Origin of the sequence: Agromyces sp. GXQ0307, assembly GCF_044769845.1 — a bacterium.
Taxonomy (GTDB): domain Bacteria; phylum Actinomycetota; class Actinomycetes; order Actinomycetales; family Microbacteriaceae; genus Agromyces.
This window is the reverse complement of the sequence record NZ_JBIZVY010000002.1, coordinates 952,719-974,561: the sequence shown is the minus strand read 5'-3', so window position 1 is coordinate 974,561 and position 21,843 is coordinate 952,719. Positions and strand designations below refer to the sequence as shown.

The following is a 21,843-nucleotide window of genomic DNA, read 5'->3' as shown; positions in this document are numbered from 1 at the left end:
GAGGGCATGCTGCTCTCGGATCGCGACATCAGGGCCGAACTCGATCGCGAGCGCATCCGGCTCGACCCGTACGACCCCGCGATGATCCAGCCGTCGTCGATCGACGTGCGCCTCGACCGGTACTTCCGGCTGTTCGACAACCACAAGTACCCCTTCATCGATCCGGCGGAGGACCAGCCCGAGCTGACGCACCTCATCGACGTGCGGCCCGACGAGGCGTTCGTGCTCCATCCGGGCGAGTTCGTCTTGGCGTCGACCTTCGAGGCGGTCACCCTCCCCGACGACGTGGCTGCGCGGCTGGAGGGCAAGAGCTCGCTCGGCCGGCTCGGCCTGCTGACGCACTCGACGGCGGGCTTCATCGACCCCGGCTTCACCGGGCACGTCACGCTCGAGCTGAGCAACGTGGCGACGCTACCGATCAAGCTCTGGCCCGGCATGAAGATCGGGCAGCTCTGCTTCTTCCGGCTCTCGTCGCCGAGCGAGCGTCCCTACGGGTCGGCCGAGTACTCGTCGCGTTACCAGGGGCAGCGCGGCCCGACCGCGTCGCGCTCGTTCCAGAACTTCAGCCGGGCGGATGTCGGCGTCACCGACGCCGGCGCCCCGGGGAGCTAGGCGCGCATGAAGATCGTCATCGGGGCGCCGGTCGTCGAAACCGGCGGAGGCCGCACCGTCTATGCGGTCGACGTCACCGGCCTCGACGGCATCGACCGGCTCCGGTTCTCGATGCCCGAGTCGGCGGCCGGTTTCGTCAATCCGAGAGCGGATGCCGCGCTGGTGGCCGTGCTCATGCCCGCGATGCGGCTGCGGCGCGACGTCGTCGTGGAGGGACCGGTGACCGACGAACTCGTGTGGAACCTGCGGCACGACGTCCCGGCGATCCTCCGCGGAGTCCGACCGGAGCTCTCGAGCCTCACCATCGATGCCCTCGACGCGGTGCCGCCGTCGGAGCCCGGCCATGCCGTGGCGACGGCGTACTCCGCGGGCGTGGATTCGTACGGGACGCTGGCTCGACACCACTTCGCCGCAGACGTGCCGGACGCGCTCCGCGTCACGCACCTCCTCTTCAATGACGTCGGCTCGCACGGCCGTGGCGAACGCGGGCGGGAGCTCTACCGGCGGCGCCTCGAACGACGCCGGGAGGGCGCCGAGACCATGGGGCTGCCGCTCATCGACGTGGATTCGAATCTCGACGCCGCCTACGCCGCCCCCGGGCTCGGCTTCCAGCAGACCCACACCATGCGCAACGCCGCGGTGGCGCACCTCCTCGCGGGCGGCCTGCGCCACTTCCTCTATGCCTCGTCCGTGCCGTACCGCGACGTCACGGCCACCCCGATCTACGACCTCTCGTACGCCGACCCCATGCTCCTCCCGACGCTCTCGACCGGATCGCTGACCCTGCGGTCGTCCGGAGCCGACCTCGACCGGGCGCAGAAGACCGCCCTCGTCGCGCAGGTGCCGCATTCGTACGACCGCCTCGACGTCTGCACCGAGTCGGTCGACGGCACGAACTGCTCGACGTGCTGGAAGTGCCGGCGCACGATGCTGACGCTCGACCTGCTCGGGGCCCTCGACCGCTATCGGGGCGTCTTCGCCATCCCGAACGACCCGCGGTGGCGGGAGGCGGTCCTGCGCGAGGGGCTCGACCGGACGCTCCAGCCGAGGTCCCAGCCCAGCACGCGGGGCGTCGTCGAGCTCTACGACGAGCGCGTCGGGATCCCCCGGGCGTGGTGGGTTTCTGCTCGCGGCGGGGCGACCGTGGCGGCCGCCCGGCGCGCGGCCCGGTCGGCGTCGCGGGGCGCGGTGCGGATCGTGCGCTCGCGAAGGAGGACCCCGTGACCGAACTCGTCCTCGCCCACGACTACCTCGTGCAGGTCGGCGGCGCCGAGCGGGTCGTCGCCGAGTGGGCGGCCGGCTTCGGGGCGACGCAGATCGTCGCGCTCGCCTATCGCCCCGAGAAGACGTTCGAGGCGTTCCGCGACCTCGAGGTGCGCGCGAGCATCCCGGTCGCGATGTCGGGACAGGTCGAGCGGATGCTCCCGGCGCTGCCGGCCATCGCGGCTCGGACGACGGTCTCCGGCGGCGACGTCGCGCTCGCGTCGTCGAGCGGTTGGGCGCACCGCTTCCGCTACGAGATGCCGCACGTCGTCTACGTGCACAGCCCGGCGCGCTGGCTCTATGCGGCCGACGACTACCGGCTGCGGCTCAGCAGGGTCCGACGGGCCGGACTCGCGCTCAGCACTCCGGTGCTCCGGCGCGGCGACGCCGAGGCGATGGCTCGGGCGACCGCCGTCGTCGCGAACTCGGAGGTGACGCGCGAGCGCATCCGCGCTGCCTACGGCCTCGACTCGATCGTCGTGCACCCGCCGGTCGAGCCGGTGGCGACCGACGCAGCGCCGCCGACGCGCGACCTTCCCGACGGGTTCGCCGTGGTGGTCGCCCGGGACCGCGGCTACAAGAACGTGCGCCTCGCCGTCGACGCCGCCCGCGAGGCCGGGCTCGCGATCGTCGCCATCGGCGCGGGGTCCGAGGCGATCGACGACCCGAAGTCTGGTGTGCACGGCCTCGGCCGCGTCAGCGATGCGGAGCTCTGCTGGGTGTACCGCCACGCGTCCGTGGTGCTCGGCGCCGGCCGGGAGGACTTCGGCCTCACCGTGCTCGAGGCGGCGCTCGAGGGCACGCCGGCCGCCACGATCGCGGCCGGTGGCTACCTCGAGACGGTGCGGCCCGGCGTGAGCGGCGTGTACGCGACGTCCGGCACGGCCTCGGACCTCGCGGAGGCGATCGGGTTCGCGCGCGCGCTCGATCCCGCGGTCGTCCGGGAATGGGGCCAGCGGTTCCGGAGGGACGCGCACGTCGCGCGGCTCGACCGGCTGATCCACGAGGTGGTGCAGCGGGCATGAGCGAGTCCCAGGTGACGGTGCCGCTCCGGGTGCGCCTGCAGTTCGGGCACGCCGCGGTGCAACTCGTGGCGGCGGAAGCGGGCGTCGACCTGCTCCATATCAAGGGGGCGGCCGTCGATCCGGAGCTGCGCCCGACCGGCTACGCGGGCAGCGACGTGGATGTGCTCGTACGGCCGTCGCAGGTCGACGACCTGGACCGCGCGCTCCGCGCCCGCGGCTGGACCCTGTACAGCAGCTTCGAGCACGGATCGCCATTCGGTCACGCCCAGACGTATCTGCACGAATCGTGGGGATACGTCGACATCCACCGGTACTTCCCTGGCATCCGGCTCGACGCGGCGCAGGCGTTCGAGCGGTTCGCATCAGACGGCCACGGCATCGAGATCGCGGGCGTCGAATGCCGCGTGCCGAGCCTGGCCGGGCAATCGCTGCTGCTCGTGCTCAACGCGGCACGTTCCGCCAAGGGCCTCCGCGGTGACGTCCTCAACGTCTGGAACGACGCTCCTGAAGCCCGACGTGCGGAGATCACCGCGCTCGTCGCAGCGCTTCAGGCGCACGTGGCGTTCGCGGCGGCCACCGGCGACCTCGAGCGATACCGGCACGACAAGGAGTACCGGCTCTGGAAGGTGGTCTCCGGCGACGGCTCCCGCGCCGCGGAGTGGTGGGCACGTGCCAGCGCGGCGCCGACCGTCCGGGACGGCCTCCGGATCCTCCTGCAGGCCCCCCGCGTCAACACGGAGCACCTCTCGCATCGACTCGGGCGGACGCCGACGGGTTGGGATGTGACGATCGAGTTCGTCCGGCGGCCGCTCAGTGCCGTCGGCGGGGCGTTCCGTTCGCTCTACCGGAGATTCGGCCCGAGGAAGGTGGTGCGGTGATGGTTCGGTTGCGGGTCGCGGATGCGGTGGGCGTCGTCGAGCAGGATGACGTCCTCTACCTGGCTCACCTCCCCGGCGGGCCGATCCTGGTGCTGGACGGACCGGGCGCGCTGATCTGGACGGAGGCCTGCGCTGGTCCCCGGGAGACCGTCGTCGAGCGCGTCGCCGAGGCAGCGGGCGCACCGACCGACCTCGTGCGCGACGATGTCGAGCGACTCGTCGCCGATCTGGTGGCGCGGGGCGTGCTCGCCGTCGAAGCGTAGGGGCCGCGACGTTCTCGATCGCACGCGACTCGAAGATAGGATGCGGAGGGCCCGGCCGCCCGAGATCGGGGGCGAGGCGCGGAGGAGACCATGGCACGAATCACGCGCGAGCGGAGCCTGACGGCGCAGCTGCGCATGATGCTCGAGATGGCCGGCGCCGACCCCAAGCGGTGGGTGCTCGGCACGATCGGGGCGTCGCTGATCCTCGCGGCCCTCGACACGCTGGGCGTCGCCGCGATGGTCCCCTTGACCCAGCTCTTCGCGGGCGAGACGGACAACTGGTTCATCGACTGGATCTCCGGGGTGGTCGGCACGACCGAGCTGTCGACCCTCATCCCGGTGGTCGCCGGCCTGATCACCCTCATCTTCATCGTGAAGAGCATCGGCGCGATCGCGTTCCGCTGGTGGCTGCTCGGCCGGACCACGAAGATCTCCGCGCTCTCCGCCGCCGAGCTCGCGCGGCGCTATGCGCTCGCGCCGTACGCCGATCATCGGTCGCGACGGATCAGCGAGATCTACCGCAACATCAACGACGCGACCGGCCAGGCGTCGGCTGTACTGCTCAACGTGGTCAGCCTCGTCTCCGACATCGTCGTCCTGGTCGGCATCGTGATCGTCCTCCTCTTCACCTCGGTCGCGGTCACGCTCTTCGCGATCGTGCTGTTCGGCGTGCTCGTGTTCGGCGTCCAGATGCTGCTCCGACGACGCCAGTACCGCATCGGCGAGGAGGTCGCGGCGGCCGGTCTCGAGGCGTGGCAGTTCCTCCTGCCCGGGCTCGACGGCTTCCGCGAGGCGCGCCTGACCTCGAGCGCGAACGCCTTCATCGACGGCTTCCGCGAGGCGCGGCTGCGGCGCGCGAGGGCGGCGCGGGTCATGGGGATCCTCTCCGACGCGCCCCGCTACCTCCTCGAGATCGGGTTCGTCGTCGCGATCCTCGGCATCTCCGTCATCCTCTTCACGACCGGCACGCCCGCCGAGGCCCTGACGGTGCTGGGCGTGTTCGCCGCGGCATCCCTTCGCGCGCTCCCGGGCCTCAACCGGATCGGCGCCGGCCTCGCGACGATCCGCACCGGGCGCGCGGGCCTCGACATCATCTCCAAGGCCGTCGACGAGCTCGCGGTCGGCGGCGTGCACGACGAGCGCCCGCGGAGCACCGAACGGTTCTCCGGCGACATCGTGCTGAGGGACCTGGGCTTCCACTATCCGGACTCCGAGGAGCACGTCCTCAAGGGGATCTCGCTCGAGATCTCCGAGAACCGGACGACGGCGTTCGTCGGCTCGAGCGGCGCGGGCAAGAGCACGCTGCTCGACATCGTGCTCGGCCTCCTCCAGCCCACCGAGGGCGAGGTGCTCGTCGGCGGCCGCTCGATCGCCGCCGACCCCGCGAGCTGGTACGCCGAGCTCGGCGTCGTGCCGCAGGACGTCTTCCTGCTGAACTCCACCCTCACGACGAACATCGCCTTCGGGGTCCCGGCCGTCGACGTCGACGTCGACCGGGTGCGCGAGGTCATCCGGATGGCGCAGCTCGAGGGCCTCGTCGGCGACCTGCCCGAGGGCCTCGACACCGTGGTGGGCGAGCGCGGCGTCCGTCTGTCTGGGGGGCAGCGACAGCGCATCGGCCTCGCCCGCGCTCTCTACCGGCGGCCGCGTGTGCTCGTGCTCGACGAAGCGACCTCGGCGCTCGACAACGTCACCGAACACGAGATCGCCCAGACCCTCGGCGCACTGCAGGGCTCGCTGACGATCCTGATCGTCGCCCACCGCCTCTCCACCGTGCGGCATGCCGACACGCTGGTCTTCCTCAAGGGCGGCCACGTCGACGCCGAGGGGACCTTCGACGAGGTGCGCGCGACGAACGCCGACTTCGCCCGCCTCGTAGAACTCGGCGAGCTCGACTGATCAGATGCGGGGCGGCGCGGCGCCGCGACCGGCGCGGGTGACGATCGAGTGGAGCTTCGGCATCCGCTCGAGCGCCCGACGGCTCGGCATGACCGACCGGAACAGGCCGGCCGGTGTGAGTCGGGTGGCGGGCACTCCGAACTCGGATGCGACGGCGCGCCCGATCGGCCGTCCGAAGCCGCCGAGTGAGACGCCCGAGTGGTTCTCGCCTGTGCCCACGCGGTAGAGCACGGCCGGGAACCCGACGGGGCGCAGGGGATGTCCCGCCGCCGCGAGGTCGTCGCTCAGGTGGCGATGCGATCCGATCTGACGGAAGAGACGCTCGCCGAAGGCGTCGCGGAGGTCGTCCTGGCTCGCGTCCACGCCGAGTCCGTCCGGCACGCCGTAGAGGTCGCGCCGTACGACGAACGCGGTGCCGCAATGGCGGTGGAACTCCGGCTGCCGGCGGATCGAGCGCCGTTCGCTCGACCACCGCCAGCCCTCCACCACGCGCCAGCCGTCGGCGTCCGGCTCGGCGGCCGACAGGCCGGCGAGGCGCTTCGAGACCATGTCGTCGGCGTCGAACAGCATCACGTGGTCGGGCCGCGCCGCCGCTGCGGCGATCAGGCCTACGGCGAGCTTCGTCCCCTTGTCGAGCAGTACGGCCTCGACGCCGGTCTGCGGTCCGCGACGCCCACTCGGCGGAGGGAAGTCGACCTGCACCCAGTTCACCGTCTCCGGAAGTTCCGTCGGGCGTCGGTTCCCGACCACCCACACGCTGAAATCCGGATCGTCCTGGCGCAGCACCGAGCGGAGCGAATCCGCAAGCAGCGTCTCCACCTCGCGGTAGTCGGCGCTGTTGTGCGGATGCCGCAGCGACGTGATGAATGCCAGCACGGTGCCAAACGTAACGGACGCGCGGGAGGGTCGCCGACCCTGCGGGTCATCCGCCCGCGAGTCGACCGCGCAGCGCGCCGGACTTGCGCTCGAGGCGGCGCAGGCGGTGGCGGATGAATCCGACCCCGGCCGTCGGGAGAAGGAGCCCACGTTCACGCGCGAACTCCCGAAGTTCCACCAGGTGCGGATCCCGGGAGCTGGCCACCTCGTCGAGGAACGCCGGTCTGCGCTGGACGTACCGCTCCAGGTCGAACACGCGCTCGTATGCCTCGAGCTGCCCGATGAGCTCGAGGGTCAACTGGGTCCGCAGGCACTTCCGGCACGTCGAGCAGTTGCGGCCGTCGGCGGTGAGGGTGGTGCAGACGTGCAGGCTCTCGTGCGACTCGCTCAGGCCCGCGACGATGGCGGTCTTCTCAGCGCGCGTGTACTGGCTGCCATGGAAGCGCGGACGGAACGCCCGAGTCTTCAGGAGCGGCGTCGAGATCGGATCGGAGAACGCCGTGCTGTGCGAAGCGCCGATGGAGACGCGGGTGAACGGATGTGTGCTGGCGATGAGGTATCGACTCACACCGCCCTGCAGCAGCGACGCCGCGCTGAGGTTCCGGGGGCCGTGGGTCTGGACGAACCCGGCGAACGGGTAGAAGTCGTCGAGATTCGAGTCGATCGGGACGAAGGGCAAGCCGAGGCGCGCCGCCACCGGGGCGAGCAGCGTCTGCATGCGGGTGAAGCGACGACGACCCGCCTCGCCGCCCGTCATTGCGCCGACGTTGAAGAAGGACAGGTGGGTGAGCCGCAGTCTGCCCGGTACGTCCGGGCCGAGGTGCTCCGCGATGACGCAGAAGCTGTCGATTCCACCCGAGAACCCCGTGGCGACGCCGGGAGCCGGGTCCTTCGCCGGCGTGGGGGCCTCGGCGCGGATCTCAATGCGTCGGAGGCCCGGGATCACTGCCTCCATCACGTGGTCGTAGCCATGGGTCAGCCCGAACACGAGCTCGTCGGTCACGGGCCCGTCGATGGTCATCCCGGCGCCCGCGTGCATGGCGGGCACCAGGAGGCCGATCACCGCCGGATCGGCCAGATCGGTGAAGAGTTCGGCGTGTTCGCCTGGAACTGTGAACCAGAGCCGAGCCGGGGAGCCCGGCAGCCCCGTGACCGGCACCGACCAGGTTGCGCGATCGTCGTCGTGTTCGACCACGGGCACTCCGATGTGCACCCCGGACTCCTCTCGACGGAGCATTCGCTTGGACGCCTGGATATTACTCCTCGGCCGCGGCCGCAGGGATGCGCCGGTCGAGCGCGTCCATCAGGTCGGCGCTGGCGACCGGGTCGACCTTGCGGCAGAACGCCGAGCCCGACGACTCGAGCCGGTCGAGGTCGTCGAGCGTTCGGACCGTCGGCTGGTCGAGTTCGGCGTCCCACGAGACATCCGTCACGGGTGCCCGGTCGGCAGGCGGTGAACGCCAGGCGAGCGGGGTGACGATGGCGGACTCGTCGGGGATGATCGTGCGCCGGTAGAAGCGGCGGAGGCGCGAGCCGGGCGCGAGGTCCTCGTCGAGGAGCCGATCGAGTTCGGGTCGGCAGATCGCCAGCCACTGGCTCCCCGAATGGCACGGGCGCTCGGCCGAGAACGGGGTCGGGCGACGGATGCCCCAGTGCACGCCTCGACCGCGGCGGACGACCCGCACGCTGAGCACGGGCTCGAGGCGGAGGGCGATCGCGCCGCGCACGCGCCGCAGCGCGGCTCCCGCCCGGCCGCCGACGCGGAATCCGAGACGCGCGAGCGGGGTGCGGAACCATCGGTAGGCGTATCGCGTCAGTTCGTCCTGTCCCTCGCCGCGCGTACGCCCCCAGTGCGCCGTATAGTGCAGCGCCTCGGCGCGCCCGACCCAGCCGCCGGCGGCGAGCACATCGGCCTCCCACTCGGCGAGCGGTCGGATCGGGTAGTCCTGGCCCGACACGAGCACCACCATCGAGGGATCGGCGCGCCGGCGCACCTCGTCGAACGCGCGCAGCGTCGCCTCGACAAGTTCCCACGATCCCCAGTCGGTGTCGAGACCGTGGACGAACACCTGCACGCGAGGATCGTCGGTCTCAGTCGGGAACGCGGTGGTGCGGTCGTCGTGCGCGATGAGGACGAACGCCTCGGGGCTCGACGAACGGATGGCGCGGGCCAGCCGCTGCACCTGCGGCCAGTCCCGGTGGGTGAGCACGACGTAGGCCGCACCTCCGGGCGCGGGGTGCCCGCGCGACTGCTCGCCAGCCATGACCGAAGCCTACGAGCCGGCCGCATCGCGTGGATAGAATCACCCGGTATCGGCGGAGGGCGGGAGACCATGAGCGATGCACCGATGCTGAGCGTGTGCATCGTGACCTACGAGCGACCCGAGTTCCTCGAGCGCTGCCTGCGCTCGCTCGACGCCGGGCTCTCGGGCGATGTCGAGGTCGTGGTGGTGGATGCCTCGGCCGCCGACCGTCGCGACATCGCGGACGCCTTCGCCAGGCCGATCGTCTACGTGCACGCCCCCGAACTGGCGGGTTGGATGACGCGGTCGCGCAACGCCGCCCTGCGGGTCGCCCGCGGCGCGATCGTGAGCTTCCTCGACGACGACGTGGTGCTCCGGCCCGGGTGGCAGGCCGCACTGCTCGACGCCTTCGCGGATCCCGCGGTGTCGGCTGTGTCGGGCCGCACGTGCAACGGCCAGCCGGGCGAGGAGACGTACGACAAGCCGATCGGCCGGCTCCTCCCGGACGGGACCCTGACCGACGGGTTCGCCTCGATCCCGGACGGAGTCGTGGTCGTCGATCACGGCATCGGCGCGAACATGTCCTTCCGCAGGTCGATTCTCGCCGAGCTCGGCGGGTTCCGCGACGACTACCCCGGCACCGCGCTCCGCGAGGACACTGACATCTTCCTCAGGGTCCGAGCGGTCGGCGGTCGGGCGATCTTCGCGCCCGACGCCGCGGTCGACCACCTTCCCGCACCGCACGTGCGCGGCGCCCGGTTCGACACTCGCTACAAGCTCTACGGGCGCAGGAACCACATGGTCCTGCTCGCCCGCGACGGCGGCATCCGGTCGCCGCTCCTGCGCCGCTGGGTCGTCGTGCAGTTCAGAGCGGTCGGCCGCGCGGGCGGACTCGGGGCGAGGCTTCGGCGCTTCGGCGTCACGGTCGTCGGCGTCGGGTGGGGTGCACTGGCGATGCTCCGGTCGGCGCGCTGGACGCCGCTCGACCCGCGCCGCGGGGACGCGCGCGGGCGCGACCTCCGCGCGATCCTCGGCGGGCGCGCGGAAGGCGTCTCCCCCTGATTGAGGGCGACCCCCGGTGCGTGATGTGAGGCGGATGCCTCAGCGCCGCTGCATGCCGACCAGGGCGGCGGCGCGGGACATCCCGCCGCGCACCCATCCCGGCATCGCCGCACGGAGCCGGTCGCTGCGGTGCGGAAGGATGTCGCGGGCGATCGCGAGCGCCTCGCGATACGACCGGAAGTCCCGCGCACGACGGCATGCCAGGAGCGCCCACCCGAGCACGTGCCGGTAGTTCGCGCGGTAGGCGTCGAGCGGCCGGTGCGGGGGAGTCGGCAATGACGTCGGCTGCCAGAACGACCGGATGGCACGGAGCGCGGTCAGGCCCTTCTGCGGTGACCCGGTGCGCGTGATCGAGTCGGGCAGGTCGCGGAAGAACGCGAGGCGATCGGAGATGAGGCGCCACTCGGTCAGTCGCGCGACGTTGACGTACATGACCCAGTCCTGTGCGGTGATGAACCCGTGCGGGAATCCACCGGCTGCGTCCAGTACGTCCCGCCTGACCGCCGTAGTGCTCATCGAACCGCGCATCCGCTCGAGGAGCAGGTCGAAGCTCCGGCCCTCGATCTCGAGGTACGAGAGGTCGCGCTTCGGCGTCGCGTTCGCGATCGCCTCGAGGCACTCGTCGAGCGTGCTCGCCGCGAACTCGTCGTCGGGGCCGGCTTCCGGGGCGAAGCTCCAGTAGGCGGTGTTCATCGCTGCGACTCCGGGTGAGCCGAGCACCTCGGACTCGACGCGGGCGAGGTAGTCGGGGTGGAGGAGGTCGTCGTCGTCGAGGAAGCACACCCAGTCGGTGCGCGCCTGCGTGCGCCCCGCGTTGCGAGCGGCGGCCACGCCCGCCTTCTCGATCGGCACCACGTCGACGGGCGACTCGGAGAGCGCATCGATCGCCGGGTCGTCGAGACCGTCGGGCACGACGATCAGCTGGTCGAACGGTCGCGTCTGGCGGAGCGCGCTGTCGACCGCCTGCAGGACGAGGTCGGGTCGACGGTACGTGGGGATGACCAGCGCGAACGTCGGCTTCGCGGCATCCTGCTGTCGTTCCTGCACGCGGTCATGCTAGCGGGGCATCAGGACCGGGCGGGCGAGCCGGCTGTGCGATGCTGCTCGCATGACGCCGCTCGAGGACCACCCCGCCGAGGGGCCGCTGGTGACCGTCGTGATCCCGCTCTACAACGGCGGCACCTACGTCGGGGAGACGCTGCGCTCGGTGCTCGCACAGTCGTTCGCGCGATTCGAGGTGATCGTCGTGGACGACGGCTCGACCGACGACGGCCCGGACGTGGTGCGGTCGTTCGAATCGGATCCCCGCGTGCGGCTCGTGACGGGGGCCCATCTGGGCGTCGCGGCGGCCCGGAACGACGGTGCTGGGCGGGCGTCGACCGGCACCCCGTACCTGGCCTTCCTCGACGCGGACGACGTGTGGCACCCCGAGCTGCTCGCGACACTCGTCGGGGCGCTCGAGGGCAGAGCGGATGCCGCGGGCGCGTTCGTGCTCGCCGAGTACATCGACGCCGACGGCGCGGTGCTGCACGCGGGCGACTTTCCGCGGCACATGCGCGGTCGGCTCGACCTCCGGGACGGCAAGCTCGTCTCGCGCGACGTGCACGCCGATGTCGGGCCGGAACACCTCTTCCTCTCGAACCTCGTGTATCCGCCGAGTTGCCTGCTGCTGCGCCGCATCGCGTTCGATGCGGTCGGTGGTTTCGACGACCGGTTCCTCGCCGAGGATTGGGAGTTCGTCCTCCGACTCGCCGGGCGGGGTCCGCTCGTGCCCGTCGACCGGGTCATGGTCGGCTATCGGCGGCACACCGCGAATGCATCAGGCGACCGCGCCCGCAACGTGCGCGGGGCACGACAGGTGTGGGCGTCGGTGTTCCACCGCCCGCACGCATCGGTCGAAACCCGACGGCGCCTCCGCGCCGTCTGGCGGGCCCACCAGTCGCGGACCACCGCGCGGAAGGTCGCGGAGGGGCGCGCGCTGCTGGCGCGCGGTCGGATCATCCCGGGTGCGGGGCGGATCGTGGACGGTCTTGCGCATACGATGCTTCGTCGACCCCTTCGGGTGTGGGCGCCGTCCTCCCGCCCCGACAGCGACCGTGGGGACTAACCGGGCGCGCCGACCGAGCCGTCCAGCGCGGCGGTGAGGAACGCCATCGACGAGGCCCGGAGCCGCTCGCGACGCGCGTCCACCTCGCTCCAGTCCACGTCCGCGACCACGCGGAGGCCATCGACACCGGTCCCTCCCGCCAAGAGCCCGTGCTGTGCGAGGAGCTCCTCCTGCCGCACATCGCTGGCATAGCGCCTGCCGAGGACGAGCGGGCGGCGATAGAGCAACGAGAACGTCGCCGCGTGGAAGGAGTCCGTGTACACCGCGTCCGCTCGGGCGATCGCCGCGACGAAGCCGAGCGGATCCACGTCGGCGAACCGCTCCTGGTCGAGGGCGTGCAGGTCGACGACCTCCAGGCGGCGGCGGGCGGCATCGTGCGTCATCCACTCATCCTGGGCTGCCGTCGGCCGACCGAGGAAGTAGCGGACCGCGTACGTTCCGTCGACCGGTCGCGACCGGTCCTCGATCAGCGCGTCCCACTCCGTCCGGGGAAGCAGGGCGGTCGGGTCGAGCACGACCGGAGCAGCGCGGCCGGTCAGGTCCGCGACGATGTCCGCGCCGCCGTGCTCGCGCACCGAGAGGTGGGTGATGCCCTCGATCCACTCGCGGTATCGGGAGCGGAGGAAGCCCGGGATGCGTCGAACTCCGAAACTCGGCGCGTAGGCGATCCGGCGCGGCCCGTCGATGAATTCGAGGAAGTCGATCGGCTGGGCCCTCCGGTAGGTCGGGTTCCAGACCTGGTCGGAGCCCGCGACGGCATGTTCGTAGCGGTCGGCCCAGTAGTCGGTCGGCATCGCCGAGTATGCGTGCGGCGATGACCGGATGCGGTTGCGAGCGAAGCCCGCGATCGCCGCGCGGCGGACCTCGAGGAACGGGAGCGCGGGCGCGGCCGGCCGTCGGAACCCGTGCGGCAGTCGTGAGCGTGCTCGCGCAATCACCCCGGGCAGGTCGTGGCCGAGGTCGTGCATCGCCCGGGGCACGAGCAGCGAGCGGGACCACGACGGCGGCCGATTGACGATCGTCTCGGGCTCCCGGTCGAGCGAACGCACGACCTCGTGGAGCGCGAAATTCTGCAGACGGTTGCCGTAGTTCGTGTCGTCGTTGATCGTCACGATGCCGACGAGCCGTTCACCCATCGGTCAGTCGCGCCGGTCCGACGCGCCCGCTCGCGACGCCCGCCGCCCCGTGGCCATTCCCATCGGGCCAGACTACGGCGACCGTACGCGCTCGCGTCACCCACCTGCGATACTGAAGCGAATCTCACGAAGGACCGGGGCCATGAGTTCGACGAAGGAGCGCCGGGCGTTCCGGCACCTCCGGACCGTCGAATGGTGGTCGGGTGCGTGGCGGTGGGTGCTCTACGCGTTCGCCGCTGTCGCAGCGACGTATTTCCTGCTGGATCGGGGCGCGCAGGGCGGCGCGATGTTCGCCATCGTGATCGCCGCCTTCGTGATCGCGGCCTCGCTGACCACGTCCAAGCCGCTCGCGATCGCGCTGTTCGCGATGCCCGGGCTGATGATCTCGCAGCGGATCGGCATCGGTGGAGGCGACCTCTCCGTCTCCGACGCGGCACTCGCGGCCGCCTTCGGAACGGCCGTGCTGCTCGGGGAGCGCCCGTACAGCACCCCCGTCCGTCGGATCCTGTGGCTCAACCTCATGTACCAGTTCGCGACGTTGTTCACCGTGATCGTGAATCCCTACGTCGCGAACACGTTCGAGTGGTTCCACGCGTGGTTGCTCGTCTCCGGAGCGCTCATCGTCGGCTGGGCCGTCGGCGCGGCCGGCTACGCCCGCACTGCGCTCTCGCTCCTGGTGTTCACGGCGTGCGTGATCGCCGTCGTGACGCTGGTGCACGCCGCCGCGCAGTACGCGACGGGGAACTTCGGGCCCGTTGCACCGGCTTGGCCGATACCGATGCACAAGAACTTCGTGGGCACCGTGTTCGCGTTCGCGGCGATCGTCGTGTACATCAACCCCGACTGGGTCGGATGGACGAAGGGATGGTCGAGGCTCGCGTTCTGGCTGCTCGTCGCGGGCGTGATCGTGTCGCAATCGCGGCAGGCCCTGATCGGACTCATGGCGGCCATCATGATCGCGGTCATCCGCCGCAGCACCTCGCGTCGCTCCCGGGTCCTCGTGCTCGTCCTGCTGATCCCGGCGGCCTGGCTCATCGTGTCGATGGTCGTCGAGCAGATCCAGTCGCAGAACCAGCACAACTCCGTCTTCCAACGCCTCGACTGGTTCCGCGAGGTCTACCACTACTGGCGCGAGGCGCCGTTCTTCGGCCACGGACTCCGGTACTGGCGCGAGCCGGGGAGCCTGGGCTACCAGCCGCCGCAGGGCGAGCTCGAGGTACTCGCGAGCGCCGGTCTCGTCGGGTTGGCAGCCTTCGTGGTGATGTGCATCGGCATCCTCCTGGTGCTGTGGCACGTCGACCCGCGCTTCGGCACGCTGGCGTTCGCCGTCGTGCTCAGCCGGCTCATGCAGGCGCAGTTCGACCTGTTCTGGGTCGCGGCGCAGGTATCGATCCCGTTCGTGATCGCAGGCATCTGCCTCGGCGCCATGGCGCGCGAGCAACGCAGATCCGAAGCCGAGAGCGCTCCGAGACCGGCATCGATCGGGCCCCCGGCGCACATCGCGCGCTAGCCTCGCATCGCGCGCTCGCCTGGACGACCGGCCGAGTCGTGCGAGGAGCGGTCAGGCCCTCACGAGCAGATCGGCGGCGACGAGTTCGTCGAGCGTCGCCTCGACGACCCGCGCGGGATCGATGTCGGCCGGGGGTGCGGGCATCTCGCGAAGCGCGGCATCCGTGAGCTCCGCAGCCGTGGTGTCGGATGCGGCGAACCAGAGCACGGGGCCGATTCCGTCGAGCACCGACACGATGTTCCGGCGGTAGACGACGAGCGCATCGTCGACGCTCAGCGCGTCGCGGTACTCGCTCCGACGGTAGACCGCGCCCGGGGCGGCCGGGACGACGTCCGACTGCTCCCCGAGCTTCGCGCCGCAGTCGCAGTCGGTGGTCGACACGCCGACGTCGACGAGGTGCGGCGACTCGTCGGAGCGCGCCGCGAGGATCTCGTCGACGAGTCCGGGGAGGGTCTCCGCCTCGGAGTAGACGACTCTGCGGACACCGCCCGTGGACAGGACCGTCGTCACGAGCGTACGGAGCGGGGCCCTCAGGCGGGTGAGGAAGCTGGTCTGCGGGACGAGTTCCTCGAGGGCGTCGAGCAGCGGGATCGTCTCGACGTATGGCGCCTCGACCCCCTCTCGCCGATCGAGCACGACGATCGCGTCGAGCACGAGCCGCGCGGACGGGAGTTCGCGGAGTCCGGCCGACGAAGCGGGAATCGGCGTCTTCGCTGCCGGCTCCGTTCCCACCGAGAGCGGTTTGCGATAGGGGAGGACCTCCCCGTCGGGATAGACGGCGAGCGTCTCGTCGGTCACGTAACCCAAGCCGCGGCCGAGCGCGCGGGAGGCGGTGGTCTTGCCGCGACCGGACGGGCCGACCAGCGCGATGACCCTGCCGTCCTCGAGGGCCACGGCGCCCGCGTGCAGCATCAGCGCCGAGCCCGCGAGCTCGCCGATGCCGGCGAGGGTCGCCTCGGACACGATGTTCGCCGCGAGCCGTTCCGCTGACGGCCCCGAAACGACTCGTTGCGCCGGATCCGCCGAAGCCTGCCCGGGCACCATCGTGGCCCGGATGGTGATCGTCGGTTCGGCATCCCGTTCGACGAGGTCGACCCAGTGCCCGCTGATCGCGCCGCGAACGTCGTCGGGCACCGAGGGGTCGAAGTCTACCCGGACCACGGAATCGAGCACGCGCACGTCGAAGGCGGTTGGCATACCATGGACCCTACTCGCTCCTGATCCACCGCGCCCGCGGACGGACGACGGCACGACACGGAGGTGTCCATGGAACTGCGCGACTACCTCCGCGGGCTGCGTCGACACTGGATCGCGATCCTGCTCATGACGCTCATCGGCGCAGGGGCGGGCTACGGCTGGACGCTTCTGCAGACGCCGGTCTACGTGGCGAACGCGAGTGGGATCGTGCAATCGACGGGCATCGGGGATGTCGCCAACGTCTCGCTCGGCGACAGCGTCGCCCGATCGCGAGTCCCGTCGTACCTGATCATGGCGGGATGGACCGACACCGCCGAGGGCGTCATCGACGACCTCGGTCTCCAGACGACGCCCGAGGCCCTCATCCAGCGAGTGGAGGTCACGAATCCCTCCGGAACGGTCATCCTCAGCGTGACGGCGGAGGCTCCCACCGCGGAGGGGGCGCGAGAACTCGCCGAGGCCTGGTTGAATTCGCTCGGCGCGGTGGTCGAAGGGGTCGAGGTCGAGAGCAGCCCGACCGGCGAAGCTCCGGTGAAGGTGGTGGTGCGCGAATCGGCTTCACTGCCGTCGAGTCCGGCGTTCCCCGACGTGCAGACCGCGATCATCGTGGGCGGCGTCCTCGGACTCGGGTTCGGGGTCGCGTTCGCCATGATCCGGACGGCCGCGGACCGACGCATCCGCAACGCCGAGGACACCGAGCAGAAGAGCGGCGTCGCGGTCGTCGGCACGATCCCGTGGGTGGCGGGGTTCGACGCAGGCGAACGACTGGTCGACCCGGCGGCGGCCAACCGGACCGGCAGGACGGGTACGTTCGCCGTTTCGGAGGCGCTCCGGTCCCTCCGCACGAACCTCCAATTCATGGACGTCGATCATCCGCCGAAGACGATCGTGGTCACCAGCCCGCTCCCCGGCGACGGGAAGTCGACGATCGCGTGCAACCTGGCGCTCACGCTCGCCGCCGCGGGCACGACGGTCGTGCTCGTCGACGGCGACCTCCGACGGTCGATGGTCGCGAGGACGATGGGGCTGCCCGGTGGTGCCGGGCTCAGCGATGTGCTCGCGGGGCGCGCTGCGCTCTCCGAGGTTCTGCAGCGCACCCCGAAGTCGAACAACCTCCTCGTGCTCGCTGCCGGGAGCGTGCCACCGAACCCGAGCGAGGTCCTCGGTTCGGAGCGCATGCACACGCTCGTGGCCGACCTGACGAAGCATGCGACCGTCATCATCGACGCTCCGCCGCTCCTCCCCGTGACGGACGGCGCCGTGCTGGCCCATCAGGCCGACGGCGCGCTGGTCGTGGTGACGCTCGGCAAGACCACCTACGACCTCCTCGACAAGGCGCTCGACACACTCAAGAAGGCGCGGGGCCGTGCTCTCGGCATCGTGCTCAACAAGGCGCCGATCCGCGGTGCCGATGCCGCGACCTACTCGTACGAGTACCGGCGCGACTACACCTCCGGGCAGGAGGTGGCGGAGCCCACCGGCACGGCGGCTCCCGTGAAGCCGGCCGCGCCGAAGGCGGAGCGCGGCGGGGGCGCCTCTGCTGCGCCGGGCGGCGACCTCGTGAACGAGCCGTCGTCCGACGAACTCGGCGCTCGCGGCTGAGGCGTGAACGGATCCGTGCCGAACGGCGCCCTGCCTGCCGTCGTCGACGGTGGTCGCGCGCGCATCGCGCTCGTGGCCTCCTCGTACGCGCCCCACGTCGGTGGAGTCGAGGAACACGTGCGTCAGGTCGCCCGTGAGCTCCAGGAGCACGGGTCGGCGGTCGAGGTCTGGTCCGTGGACCGCGGCACGGGACCGATCGTCACGGACATCGACGGCGTGACCGTCCGCTACCTCCCGACCCCGCTGCCGACCGGATCGGCAGGCGGGGTGGTGCGATTCGCCCGAGCGCTCCCCGGAGCCTGGCGGCGCTGGACGGCGGCGACGGCGGCGTTCCGGCCGGATGTCGTCCACGTCCACTGCTTCGGCCCGAACGGCGTCTACGCGCTCGCCCTGCACCGCCGCTTCCGGCTGCCGCTCGTCGTCACCTCGCACGGTGAGACGGTCGCCGACGACAACGCCGTGTTCGAGCGGTCCATGATCCTGCGCCTCGCCCTGCGCCGTGCGCTGCGGAGGGCATCGGCGGTGACCGCGCCATCCGCCTTCGTGCTCGAGGAACTCCGTCGTGAGTTCGGGCTCACGGGCGGCGAGGTCGTGCCGAACGGCGTGGATCTGTCGCTGACCGGCGACGGCGACCGGACCCCGTTCGCAGGGCGCTACCTGCTCGCGGTCGGCCGCCTCGGGCGGGTGAAGGGATTCGACCTGCTCGTCGAGGCGATGGACGGATCCGATCTGGGACCGGATACGCGTCTCGTGATCGTCGGCGATGGGCCGGAGCGCGATCGCCTCGCATCCCTCGTCGCCGAGCGAGGGCTCGAGGGGCGCGTGGAGCTCGCCGGTCGTCTCGATCCGACCGAGGTGGCCGATGCGATGGCGGGAGCGGTCGCGGTGGTCGTCCCGAGCCGTACGGAAGCGTTCGGGATCGTCGCCCTCGAGGCGTGGCGGAGCGGCGCCCCGCTGGTCATGACGAACCGCGGCGGCGCCCGCGGGTTCCTGCGCGACGGGGTCGACGGAATCCTGGTCGATCCGCTCGATACGCGGGCCTTGCGCGAGGCGATGGAGCGGGTCACCGCCGACGGGGACGTCCGGGCTCGTCTCGCGGCCGTCGGGCGGGAGCGGGCCGCGGAATTCACGTGGGCTCGGGTCGCGACCGCCTACGAAGCGCAGTACGCGGCGATCTCCGCCGAGCGCGGCGGGCGCGGGCACGCGGAGGAGGTGGGGGAATGACGTACTCGACCCCGAGGCGCCGACGCGTCCGCGCGATCCGCCGACTCGCCACCGCCGCGACGCGCCCCGCGATGTGGCGGGGTGGCGTGGTCGTGCCCGCGACCTGGTGGGACGGGCACCCGAACTTCGGAGACGACCTGACACCGTGGCTGCTGCCCGAGTACGGCATCGCTCCCGTGCATCGGATCGCAGGGAAGGCGAGACTGGCAGGCGTCGGCAGCATCCTCGAGTTCCTGCCCGAGGACTTCGACGGCGCCGTCTGGGGGAGCGGGCTGATGTACGGGCGACCTCATCCGCTCCCGAACGCGAAGGTCCTCGCCGTTCGCGGCCACCTCACCCGGGATCTGATCGGTGCCCCCGCGGATGTCGCGCTCGGCGACCCGGGCATCCTCGTCGCACGGCGGACGAGACGTCCGCGTACGCGCTGGGACGTCGCACTGGTCCCGCACGGGCACCATCGGTCCCACCGGCCGTTCATGTCGATGGCGGATGCGTCGGGCCTCAAGGTCCACGTCGTGAATGTGCACCAACCCGCCGCCCGAGTCGTGCGGGAGATCGCCTCGGCCGAGGCCGTCGTCACGACGTCGTTGCACGGGCTCGTGACCGCCGACGCATTCGGCATTCCGGCGACGTGGACCATGCTCGAGCCGCCGCTGAGCGGCGGTCCGTTCAAGTTCCACGACTACGAGTCGGTCGTGACCCCCGGCGACAGCCGGTTCAGGGCGTTCGACGAGACACGCGGGCTTGCCGACCTGCTCGAAGGCGCGTCGGCGGCGCCGCGCGACCATGTCGACCGCGCGTGCGACGAGCTCGAACGGGCGATCGGGCGTCTCCCCGAGGTGCTTCCCGGCCTCCCGCGGTTCCCCGGGGGCGTGGTCGGCGCGCTCTCGGGTCTCGGATAGTCGCCCGTTCGTCAGGCAAGCGAAGTCCAGACCCGGGCGTGCGCCTCCGCGCAGCGCTCCCAGGTGAACTCGCCGGCGCGAGCGCGCCCGGCGGCGATCAGGTCGCCGAGGCTCGAGCCGCCCGTGGCATCCAGTAGGCCGGCGGCGATCGCCGGACCCGTCGGCTCGACGAGGATGCCGGCATCGCCGACGACCTCGGGCAGCGAACTCGTGGCCGCGGCGACGACGGGCACGTGGGCGGCCATGGCCTCGAGCGCGGGCAGGCCGAAGCCCTCGTAGAGCGAGGGAACGACCACGACCTCAGCAGCCGCCACGAGTCCCGGCATGACCGCGTCGGGGAGTCGGCCGACCAGTCGAGTGCCGGGCATGCCGTCGAAGAGCGACGAGCGCGTCGGATGCGGCGGCCCGGCCAGTACGAGTTCGAGCCCCGGCCGTTCGCGGCGCACGAGCGGCCAGGCCTCGGCGAGCGCCTCGAGGTTCTTGCGTCGCGTGGCACCGCCGGCGTGCAGGACGTAGCGGTCGGGGATTCCGTGCGCTCGCCGGGTCGCGGGGTCGAGCGGGACGGCGTCGAAGAACCGCTCATCGACGCCGTTGTGCACGACGTACGGCTCGCGGATGCCGAGCAGCTCGACGGCCTCGCGTGCACTGAACTCGGAGACGCAGATCACCGCGGCGGCGCGGCGGGCCTCCTCGATCGCCGCGGGCACCGGGGCCGACTCGTCGGGGAACCGCCATGCGACGACGTCGTGCACCGTGATCACGTCGCCGTGCGGCGACGGCGGCAGCTCGAGGGCCATCCGGTGCGACACGGCATCGCCCGCGTACAGCAGTCGGCCGATCGCCTGCCGCCGGGCGACCGAGGCACGTGCGATTCGGCCGAGCGGAAGGCGGCGGTTGCCGGGCAGGTCGGAACGCATGGAGCGGAGCACGAGTCGCCGGAAGCGCCACTCGCGCGCGTCGACGGCGGCGAGGGCGGATGCCGCGCGGCCGGCGACCTGCTCCTGGTACGCCTGCGCTCCCATGGGCGTGCCCGTCGCGATGGTGGCGATCGACAGGCGCGGCGCGTCGCGGAGCGTCATGTTCGGCTGGTCCCTCCGGGTGTGGATCGCTCCGCCGCAGTGCAGCGGCCGATGCGTTCGAATCTACTCACAGGGCCTGCGATCCGTGCGAGTCGCGTGCGGGTGGTCCCAGGTCCCCCCCGTGGGAGCGCGGTCGCATGCCGAACCTGCGCCGGACCGCGCGTCGTTTGTCACCCGAAGGTGGGGTGCCCGATGGCGGACCGAGGAACCCTCGACCCCTAGAGTTGGCTGTGAAAACCCGATACTGTTCGCAGGTACCTGCAACGCCAGTACTGCCTACGACACACCCAAAAACGTGACCCGACAGCTCCGGCGGAGGGTCGTCCCACCACAGCAACCATCCAGGAGGATCACAATGAGCGACCTCGAAGAGCCCAAGAAGTCCGGCGTCTCACGACGCACGGTCGCGAAGGCCATGGCGTGGTCGGTTCCTGCCGTCGCCCTCGCCGTTCCCGCTCCCGCATACGCCGCGTCCGGCCCGCCCCCGACCGTTCAGGTCGGCACCGCGTGCAAGCTTCCCGGCGCAAGCGCCAACAAGAAGTGCGAGGACCTGTTCGCGGGCCTTCCCGGACTCGACCCTGAGAAGGCGTTCGCGATCCCGCTGCTGATCACGAACAACACCTCCAAGACGATCGTGCTCAAGCCCTCGATCAGCATCCTCTCCTCGGGCCTCCCGTTCACGGTGGTCGGGATCGTGCCGGACTACTGCACCGACATCGATCCTGGCGAGAGCGTCAAGGTGATCGTCTACGCGAACTCCGACAACAGCGCCAACCAGGAGGTCGACCTGGCGATCACGGTGCCGTGGGGTCACGACTGTGCCGACACGGACCACCCGCCGATCTTCATTCCGTCGTACACGGTCGAATCCTTCCCGCCGTGCTCGAGCAACGTCCCGTTCCCGACGGGAGCACCGACCTGCGACCCGCCGTTCTACCCGGCTTGATCCGAGTTCTCCGTGAGGG

The 21,843-nt window shown here is 71.2% G+C and carries 20 protein-coding genes; 13 read left to right on the top strand and 7 right to left on the bottom strand.

Annotated elements, in window-relative coordinates:
• Window positions 1-6: 6 nt before the first annotated feature.
• The 6 genes from dcd to ACIQH8_RS09810 all read left to right on the top strand — a co-directional run bounded on the left by dcd (window position 7) and on the right by ACIQH8_RS09810 (window position 5,940).
• Window positions 7-612 carry a dCTP deaminase gene (gene dcd, locus ACIQH8_RS09835; protein WP_400997760.1) on the top strand — a complete coding sequence of 202 codons (606 nt, stop codon included), beginning with the start codon at window positions 7-9 and terminating at the stop codon, window positions 610-612.
• 6 nt (window positions 613-618) lie between these two features.
• Window positions 619-1,836, top strand: coding sequence for a hypothetical protein (locus tag ACIQH8_RS09830; RefSeq protein ID WP_400997757.1), 1,218 nt, complete (start codon window positions 619-621; stop codon window positions 1,834-1,836).
• Window positions 1,833-2,900: a glycosyltransferase gene (locus tag ACIQH8_RS09825; protein ID WP_400997754.1), complete on the top strand. Its 1,068-nt coding sequence runs from the start codon at window positions 1,833-1,835 to the stop codon at window positions 2,898-2,900. Before ACIQH8_RS09830 ends, ACIQH8_RS09825 begins: the two co-directional genes overlap by 4 nt.
• On the top strand, window positions 2,897-3,778 hold the full coding sequence (locus ACIQH8_RS09820; protein ID WP_400997751.1) for a 2-nitropropane dioxygenase: 882 nt from the start codon (window positions 2,897-2,899) through the stop codon (window positions 3,776-3,778). Before ACIQH8_RS09825 ends, ACIQH8_RS09820 begins: the two co-directional genes overlap by 4 nt.
• On the top strand, window positions 3,778-4,041 hold the full coding sequence (locus ACIQH8_RS09815) for a PqqD family peptide modification chaperone (protein ID WP_400997748.1): 264 nt from the start codon (window positions 3,778-3,780) through the stop codon (window positions 4,039-4,041). The genes ACIQH8_RS09820 and ACIQH8_RS09815 overlap by 1 nt, the downstream gene beginning before the upstream one ends.
• A 90-nt stretch (window positions 4,042-4,131) precedes the next feature.
• Window positions 4,132-5,940 (top strand): ABC transporter ATP-binding protein, encoded by a 1,809-nt coding sequence (locus ACIQH8_RS09810; RefSeq protein ID WP_400997745.1) that lies wholly within the window; start codon window positions 4,132-4,134, stop codon window positions 5,938-5,940.
• On the opposite strand, the gene ACIQH8_RS09805 is transcribed toward ACIQH8_RS09810, so the two are convergent.
• From ACIQH8_RS09805 to ACIQH8_RS09795, 3 genes are read right to left on the bottom strand one after another with little or no spacing between them, the layout of a single operon-like run.
• Entirely contained in the window at window positions 5,941-6,816 is an 876-nt protein-coding gene (locus ACIQH8_RS09805) for a hypothetical protein (RefSeq protein ID WP_400997742.1), read from the bottom strand.
• A 46-nt stretch (window positions 6,817-6,862) separates the two neighbouring features.
• Entirely contained in the window at window positions 6,863-8,029 is a 1,167-nt protein-coding gene (locus ACIQH8_RS09800; protein WP_400997739.1) for a hypothetical protein, read from the bottom strand.
• Window positions 8,030-8,072: 43 nt separating this feature from the next.
• Window positions 8,073-9,080, bottom strand: a complete 1,008-nt coding sequence (locus ACIQH8_RS09795; RefSeq protein WP_400997736.1) for a beta-1,6-N-acetylglucosaminyltransferase — start codon at window positions 9,078-9,080, stop codon at window positions 8,073-8,075.
• A 69-nt stretch (window positions 9,081-9,149) separates the two neighbouring features.
• On the opposite strand from ACIQH8_RS09795, the gene ACIQH8_RS09790 reads away from it, so the two are divergent.
• Complete coding sequence (locus tag ACIQH8_RS09790; protein ID WP_400997733.1) at window positions 9,150-10,121, top strand: glycosyltransferase family 2 protein; 972 nt, start codon at window positions 9,150-9,152, stop codon at window positions 10,119-10,121.
• Between the two features lie 39 nt (window positions 10,122-10,160).
• Here ACIQH8_RS09790 and ACIQH8_RS09785 read toward each other — a convergent pair whose 3' ends face one another.
• On the bottom strand, window positions 10,161-11,168 hold the full coding sequence (locus ACIQH8_RS09785; protein WP_400997730.1) for a glycosyltransferase family 2 protein: 1,008 nt from the start codon (window positions 11,166-11,168) through the stop codon (window positions 10,161-10,163).
• Between the two features lie 61 nt (window positions 11,169-11,229).
• On the opposite strand from ACIQH8_RS09785, the gene ACIQH8_RS09780 reads away from it, so the two are divergent.
• Window positions 11,230-12,228, top strand: coding sequence for a glycosyltransferase family 2 protein (locus tag ACIQH8_RS09780; RefSeq protein WP_400997727.1), 999 nt, complete (start codon window positions 11,230-11,232; stop codon window positions 12,226-12,228).
• Here the strand turns inward: ACIQH8_RS09780 and ACIQH8_RS09775 are convergent.
• Window positions 12,225-13,364 (bottom strand): polysaccharide pyruvyl transferase family protein, encoded by a 1,140-nt coding sequence (locus tag ACIQH8_RS09775; RefSeq protein WP_400997724.1) that lies wholly within the window; start codon window positions 13,362-13,364, stop codon window positions 12,225-12,227. The two genes, ACIQH8_RS09780 and ACIQH8_RS09775, sit on opposite strands and share 4 nt — an antisense overlap.
• 142 nt (window positions 13,365-13,506) lie before the next feature.
• Between ACIQH8_RS09775 and ACIQH8_RS09770 the strand changes: the two genes are divergently transcribed.
• Window positions 13,507-14,874, top strand: coding sequence for an O-antigen ligase family protein (locus tag ACIQH8_RS09770; RefSeq protein WP_400997721.1), 1,368 nt, complete (start codon window positions 13,507-13,509; stop codon window positions 14,872-14,874).
• 51 nt (window positions 14,875-14,925) lie between these two features.
• Here the strand turns inward: ACIQH8_RS09770 and ACIQH8_RS09765 are convergent, their stop codons facing one another.
• Window positions 14,926-16,071, bottom strand: coding sequence for a hypothetical protein (locus ACIQH8_RS09765; protein ID WP_400997718.1), 1,146 nt, complete (start codon window positions 16,069-16,071; stop codon window positions 14,926-14,928).
• 69 nt (window positions 16,072-16,140) lie between these two features.
• Between ACIQH8_RS09765 and ACIQH8_RS09760 the strand changes: the two genes are divergently transcribed.
• The 3 genes from ACIQH8_RS09760 to ACIQH8_RS09750 are packed head-to-tail and all read left to right on the top strand — an operon-like array spanning window position 16,141 to window position 19,799.
• Window positions 16,141-17,673 (top strand): polysaccharide biosynthesis tyrosine autokinase, encoded by a 1,533-nt coding sequence (locus ACIQH8_RS09760; RefSeq protein WP_400997716.1) that lies wholly within the window; start codon window positions 16,141-16,143, stop codon window positions 17,671-17,673.
• 3 nt (window positions 17,674-17,676) lie between these two features.
• On the top strand, window positions 17,677-18,897 hold the full coding sequence (locus ACIQH8_RS09755) for a glycosyltransferase family 4 protein (protein ID WP_400997713.1): 1,221 nt from the start codon (window positions 17,677-17,679) through the stop codon (window positions 18,895-18,897).
• A complete protein-coding gene (locus ACIQH8_RS09750; protein ID WP_400997710.1) occupies window positions 18,894-19,799 on the top strand; it encodes a polysaccharide pyruvyl transferase family protein in 906 nt (301 codons plus the stop codon). Before ACIQH8_RS09755 ends, ACIQH8_RS09750 begins: the two co-directional genes overlap by 4 nt.
• Before the next feature lie 11 nt (window positions 19,800-19,810).
• Here the strand turns inward: ACIQH8_RS09750 and ACIQH8_RS09745 are convergent, their stop codons facing one another.
• Window positions 19,811-20,878: a glycosyltransferase gene (locus tag ACIQH8_RS09745; protein ID WP_400997707.1), complete on the bottom strand. Its 1,068-nt coding sequence runs from the start codon at window positions 20,876-20,878 to the stop codon at window positions 19,811-19,813.
• A gap of 355 nt (window positions 20,879-21,233) precedes the next feature.
• Here ACIQH8_RS09745 and ACIQH8_RS09740 point away from each other — a divergent pair, with 355 nt between their 5' ends.
• Complete coding sequence (locus ACIQH8_RS09740; protein ID WP_400997704.1) at window positions 21,234-21,824, top strand: hypothetical protein; 591 nt, start codon at window positions 21,234-21,236, stop codon at window positions 21,822-21,824.
• The last annotated feature ends 19 nt before the right edge of the window (window positions 21,825-21,843 follow it).

What these genes read in the sequence shown, in the direction of transcription:
- ACIQH8_RS09765 (WP_400997718.1), bottom strand. Translation starts at nt 16,071, where the DNA reads ATGCCAACCGCCTTCGACGTGCGCGTGCTCGATTCCGTGGTCCGGGTA.
- ACIQH8_RS09750 (WP_400997710.1), top strand. Translation starts at nt 18,894, where the DNA reads ATGACGTACTCGACCCCGAGGCGCCGACGCGTCCGCGCGATCCGCCGA.
- ACIQH8_RS09760 (WP_400997716.1), top strand. Translation starts at nt 16,141, where the DNA reads ATGGAACTGCGCGACTACCTCCGCGGGCTGCGTCGACACTGGATCGCG.
- ACIQH8_RS09815 (WP_400997748.1), top strand. Translation starts at nt 3,778, where the DNA reads ATGGTTCGGTTGCGGGTCGCGGATGCGGTGGGCGTCGTCGAGCAGGAT.
- ACIQH8_RS09820 (WP_400997751.1), top strand. Translation starts at nt 2,897, where the DNA reads ATGAGCGAGTCCCAGGTGACGGTGCCGCTCCGGGTGCGCCTGCAGTTC.
- ACIQH8_RS09770 (WP_400997721.1), top strand. Translation starts at nt 13,507, where the DNA reads ATGAGTTCGACGAAGGAGCGCCGGGCGTTCCGGCACCTCCGGACCGTC.
- dcd (WP_400997760.1), top strand. Translation starts at nt 7, where the DNA reads ATGCTGCTCTCGGATCGCGACATCAGGGCCGAACTCGATCGCGAGCGC.
- ACIQH8_RS09810 (WP_400997745.1), top strand. Translation starts at nt 4,132, where the DNA reads ATGGCACGAATCACGCGCGAGCGGAGCCTGACGGCGCAGCTGCGCATG.
- ACIQH8_RS09780 (WP_400997727.1), top strand. Translation starts at nt 11,230, where the DNA reads ATGACGCCGCTCGAGGACCACCCCGCCGAGGGGCCGCTGGTGACCGTC.
- ACIQH8_RS09775 (WP_400997724.1), bottom strand. Translation starts at nt 13,364, where the DNA reads ATGGGTGAACGGCTCGTCGGCATCGTGACGATCAACGACGACACGAAC.
- ACIQH8_RS09740 (WP_400997704.1), top strand. Translation starts at nt 21,234, where the DNA reads ATGAGCGACCTCGAAGAGCCCAAGAAGTCCGGCGTCTCACGACGCACG.
- ACIQH8_RS09830 (WP_400997757.1), top strand. Translation starts at nt 619, where the DNA reads ATGAAGATCGTCATCGGGGCGCCGGTCGTCGAAACCGGCGGAGGCCGC.
- ACIQH8_RS09790 (WP_400997733.1), top strand. Translation starts at nt 9,150, where the DNA reads ATGAGCGATGCACCGATGCTGAGCGTGTGCATCGTGACCTACGAGCGA.
- ACIQH8_RS09745 (WP_400997707.1), bottom strand. Translation starts at nt 20,878, where the DNA reads ATGACGCTCCGCGACGCGCCGCGCCTGTCGATCGCCACCATCGCGACG.
- ACIQH8_RS09795 (WP_400997736.1), bottom strand. Translation starts at nt 9,080, where the DNA reads ATGGCTGGCGAGCAGTCGCGCGGGCACCCCGCGCCCGGAGGTGCGGCC.